Raw genomic sequence first — 4,305 nt, 5'->3', positions numbered from 1 at the left:
GGTTTAGGTTGCAATATTTTATGGTAGGGGTTTGGTCTCCAAACCCGCTACATTTATCGGATTATACATTAATTTTTGTGTTGGATTATTGTATGGTTTTAATATTTTGGGGAGGATTTGCAGAAGGGTTGGAAGAGGGTTTGGAGACCAAACCCCTACGGTGGTAAAATCAATAAATCAATCAATAATAAATACTATGGTTTTGAGGTTTTGGGAATGGTATGAAGAGGGTTTGGAGACCAAACCCCTACGGTGGTAAAATCAATAAATCAATAATCAACAATAAATACTATGAATCTGGATTTTGAACGTATTCGCGACTATTTATATAATTTTCAATTTCAAAAAGTTTTTATCGAAGAATTAGGTTGGGAACAACCATCTAATACTAAAAAAAATTATCTCGATATCGACGATAAAATTTATTACTATCAAAGAATAGCTGAAGCTGCTAAAGTTGCTATCTTTGAAGTAACTTCTGAAACTGGGGAAATTCCTGAAGGTAAAATTCGTAAAGCTATACATCAAGAAATTGAACAACGGGTGGCTGAAAATTTATTAATTTTTCTGGATGCTGAGAAAACTCGCAGTCTTTGGTATTGGGTAAAACGTGATGATAATAAACGTTTTGTTAGAGACCATTTATATGTTAAAGGTCAACCAGGGGATTTATTTTTAAGTAAATTAGGTTCTCTGGTTATTGATATTATCGAATTTGAAACAGAGTCAATTTCTGTGGTTGAAATTGCTCAAAAATTGCAACGGGGTTTTGATGTTGAACGGGTTACGAAAAAGTTTTATCAGGAATTTCAAGACCAACATTCGGAGTTTCTCAAGTTTATTCAAGGCATAGATAATTTATCTGAGCGTCGTTGGTATACTTCGGTTTTGTTGAACCGTTTAATGTTTGTTTATTTTTTGCAGCGGAAAGGATTTATTGATGGGAAAAATTTAGATTATTTACAGGAGAAATTAACGGCAAGTAAGCAACGGGGTGAAAATCAATATTATCATTTTCTCCAAAGTTTATTTTTTGAGGGTTTTGCTAAATTAGAATCTGAACGAGATGAGGCGATAAAAGAATTAATAGGTGAGGTAAAATATCTGAATGGTGGATTATTTCTCAAACATTCCATTGAGGAAAAATATGACAATATTTCTATTGCTGATACAGCTTTTATTCAAGTATTAGATTTATTTTCTCGTTACTCTTGGAATTTGAATGATACTCCTGAAGGAAAAGATGATGAAATTAACCCCGATGTGTTGGGATATATTTTTGAGAAATATATTAACCAAAAAGAATTTGGTGCTTATTATACTTGTACGGAAATTACAGAATATTTGTGTGATAGAACTATTAATAAATTAATTTTAGATAGGATAAATAATCTGGCAAATACCAGGTTTAGGGAAATCAATGAATTGCTGATTAAATTAGATGCTCAACTCTGTCATTATCTGGTTGAAGATATTCTCCCTAATCTAACTTTATTAGACCCTGCTTGTGGTTCGGGAGCTTTTCTGGTGGCTGCTATGAAAAGTTTAATTTCTATTTATACTGCTGTTATTGGTACGATTAAATTAAATGGAGATAGAAGGTTAAAAAAGTGGTTAAAAGAGAAAGAAAGTTCTCATCCTTCTTTGGCTTATTTTGTGAAAAAGCGGATTATTACTGATAATCTTTTTGGGGTGGATATTATGGAGGAGGCAACCGAAATTGCTAAGTTACGATTATTTTTGGCTTTGGTTTCTTCCGCTCAGTCGGAGGCAGAATTAGAACCTTTACCTAATATTGATTTTAATATTATGATGGGTAATTCTTTGATTGGTTTAATTCGGGTAAATGAGGAAAGTTTTGAGAATGTTGGAGAGTAGAAACAAGGGAATTTATTACAAAAGTTAGTGGCGGGTGATTATCAGAAAATTCTAGAGAAGAAAAATCAGAGTATTCGTATGTATAAAGAACACGCTTTTCAGTCTGGGGAAATTGAGGGAACAGACCAAAATACTCGTCTGCTAAATTTGAGGAATTATATTGAAAAGTTGCGTAAAGGATCTTATGGTAAGTTGAATCAATTATTGTTGGATGAGTTTGGTAGTTTGAAGATTAAATATGAGGAGGCGCAATTAACAGGAAGGGCAAAAAAGCGGTTATTAAAGATTGAGGATATTGTCAGGTTGAAGCCGTTTCATTGGGGTTATGAATTTGATAATGTCATTTCGGAAAAGGGTGGTTTTGATGCGATTATTACTAATCCACCCTGGGAGACTTTTAAACCACAAGCTAAAGAATTTTTTGCTCAATATAGCGACCTGGTGACGAAAAATAAGATGGATATTAAGACTTTTGAAAAGCAAAAGAAAAAGATGTTGCAGGATAAGGAAGTTGCTAATGCTTGGTTGGAATATCAAAGTCAATTTCCCTATGTGAGTTTGTATTATCGAAGTGCCGAAAAATATCAGAATCAAATTTCTGTTGTGAATGGCAGAAAGCAGGGAACGGATATTAATTTATATAAGTTGTTTGTGGAGCAATGTTTTAATTTATTACGGTCAAATGGTTACTGTGGGATTATTATTCCGTCAGGAATTTATACAGATTTAGGAACTAAGCAATTACGAGAAATGTTATTTACTCAAACTTGTTTAGGAAACTTATTTGGTTTATCTAATGAAAGGTTTATTTTTGAGAATGTAGACCATCGGTTTAAGTTTTGTTTACTTGACTTTGAAAAAGGTAGTCAGACTGAATCATTTAAGGCAGCTTTTCGCATCAACCCAAGAGAAGCAATAAGAAAAGAAAAATTAGCAGCTTTTCTCAATGATGAGGATGAAAAGATTGAAATATCAGTTCCACTAACTCGGCGTTTATCCCCTGATTCAATTTCGGTGATGGAATTTAAAAATGATGTAGATATTGCTATTGCTGATAAGATGGCGCGGTTTCCTTTATTGGGGGAAGAAATTGATGGAAAGTGGAATTTAAAATTGACTCGTGAGTTTGACATGACTAATGATAGTCAGTTATTTAAAACTGAACCTGGAAAGGGAAGACTTCCACTTTATGAGGGGAAAATGATTCATCAATTTACTCATAAATGGGGTGAACCGAAATATTGGATAGATGAAAAAGAAGGGAGAGAAAAATTGTTGAAACGAGGTCAAAAAGATGAAGGTCAAATTTTAGATTATCAAAGGTATCGTTTAGGGTTTAGGGAAATTGCAAGAAATACAGATATAAGAACGATGATTTCTACAATGCTTCCCCAAAACATTTTTGCTAATCACAAATTAATGATGAGTAACTTAGACACTTCAATTATTAGCAATGTTTGTTTGGTTTATATTTGCAGTGTTCTAAATTCATTTGTTTTTGATTTTTTAATTCGTCAAAAAGTTACAACATCTGTTTCGATGTTCATGTTTTATCAACTTCCAATTCCCCGACTAACAGAAAAAGACTCCTACTTTAACGAAATAGTAAAACGCGCCGCCAAACTAATTTGCACAACCCCATAATTTGACCAACTCGCGAAAGAAGTAGGATTAACCTCCCATAAAAAAGGCATTACCGACGAAACCAAACGCACCAAACTCCGCGCCGAACTTGATGGAATTATCGCCCACCTTTACCAATTAACCGAAACAGAATTTAAGCATATCCTTGATACATTTCCCCTAGTATCCGACACCGTAAAAAAAGCAACAATAAAAGCATATCAAAACCATCCGTAGGGGTTTGGTCTCCAAACCCTCCTCCAAACATAAAACCACCACCGTAGGGGTTTGGTCTGCAAACCCTCCTCCAAACATAAAACCACCACCGTAGGGGTTTGGTCTCCAAACCCTCCACCAGACATCAAAACCACCACCGTAGGGGTTTGGTCTGCAAACCCTCCTCCAAACATAAAACCACCACCGTAGGGGTTTGGTCTCCAAACCCTGGTCTCCAAACCCTGGTCTCCAAACCCTGGTCTCCAGACCCTGGCCTCCAAACCCTGGTCTCCAGACCCTGGCCTCCAAACCCTAGTCTCCAAACCCTGGTCTCCAAACCCTAGTCTCCAAACCCTGGTCTCCAAACCCATATCCAAACTTGCCTCTAAACCCATCTCCAAATCCTGACGCAGGCGATCGCTCAAAAAAATGCCTATTCTACAAATATTGGGATTATGGATGCTTACCGTGATGTTTTCTCATTTTTTTTGGGTGGGGGGTCAGACCCCAAACTGTAACGTTATAGTTTTTGAGATTTTGGGATGAAGGTTTTCACAATGGTATGAAGAGGGTTTGGAGACCAAACCC

3 protein-coding genes are annotated in these 4,305 nt (G+C 35.6%); 2 read left to right on the top strand and 1 reads right to left on the bottom strand.

Annotation, left to right across the window (positions count from 1 at the left end):
* Positions 1-291: 291 nt before the first annotated feature.
* Both AFK68_RS38390 and AFK68_RS38385 read left to right on the top strand, forming a co-directional pair.
* Positions 292-1,878: a DNA methyltransferase gene (locus AFK68_RS38390; protein ID WP_210407296.1), complete on the top strand. Its 1,587-nt coding sequence runs from the start codon at positions 292-294 to the stop codon at positions 1,876-1,878.
* Positions 1,879-1,956: 78 nt separating this feature from the next.
* Entirely contained in the window at positions 1,957-3,522 is a 1,566-nt protein-coding gene (locus tag AFK68_RS38385) for an Eco57I restriction-modification methylase domain-containing protein (protein ID WP_210407295.1), read from the top strand.
* A 200-nt stretch (positions 3,523-3,722) separates the two neighbouring features.
* On the opposite strand, the gene AFK68_RS08185 is transcribed toward AFK68_RS38385, so the two are convergent.
* On the bottom strand, positions 3,723-4,142 hold the full coding sequence (locus AFK68_RS08185; protein WP_143437682.1) for a hypothetical protein: 420 nt from the start codon (positions 4,140-4,142) through the stop codon (positions 3,723-3,725).
* Positions 4,143-4,305: the final 163 nt, after the last annotated feature.

This window comes from Hydrocoleum sp. CS-953 (assembly GCF_002260545.1).
GTDB lineage: Bacteria > Cyanobacteriota > Cyanobacteriia > Cyanobacteriales > Microcoleaceae > Trichodesmium.
Note: the sequence above shows the minus strand (reverse complement) of the source record. Positions and strands in the feature narration are given on the sequence as shown.

Bases quoted from the DNA above. Each gene is read 5' to 3' on its own strand.
- AFK68_RS38385 (WP_210407295.1), top strand. From the start codon at position 1,957: ATGTATAAAGAACACGCTTTTCAGTCTGGGGAAATTGAGGGAACAGAC.
- AFK68_RS38390 (WP_210407296.1), top strand. From the start codon at position 292: ATGAATCTGGATTTTGAACGTATTCGCGACTATTTATATAATTTTCAA.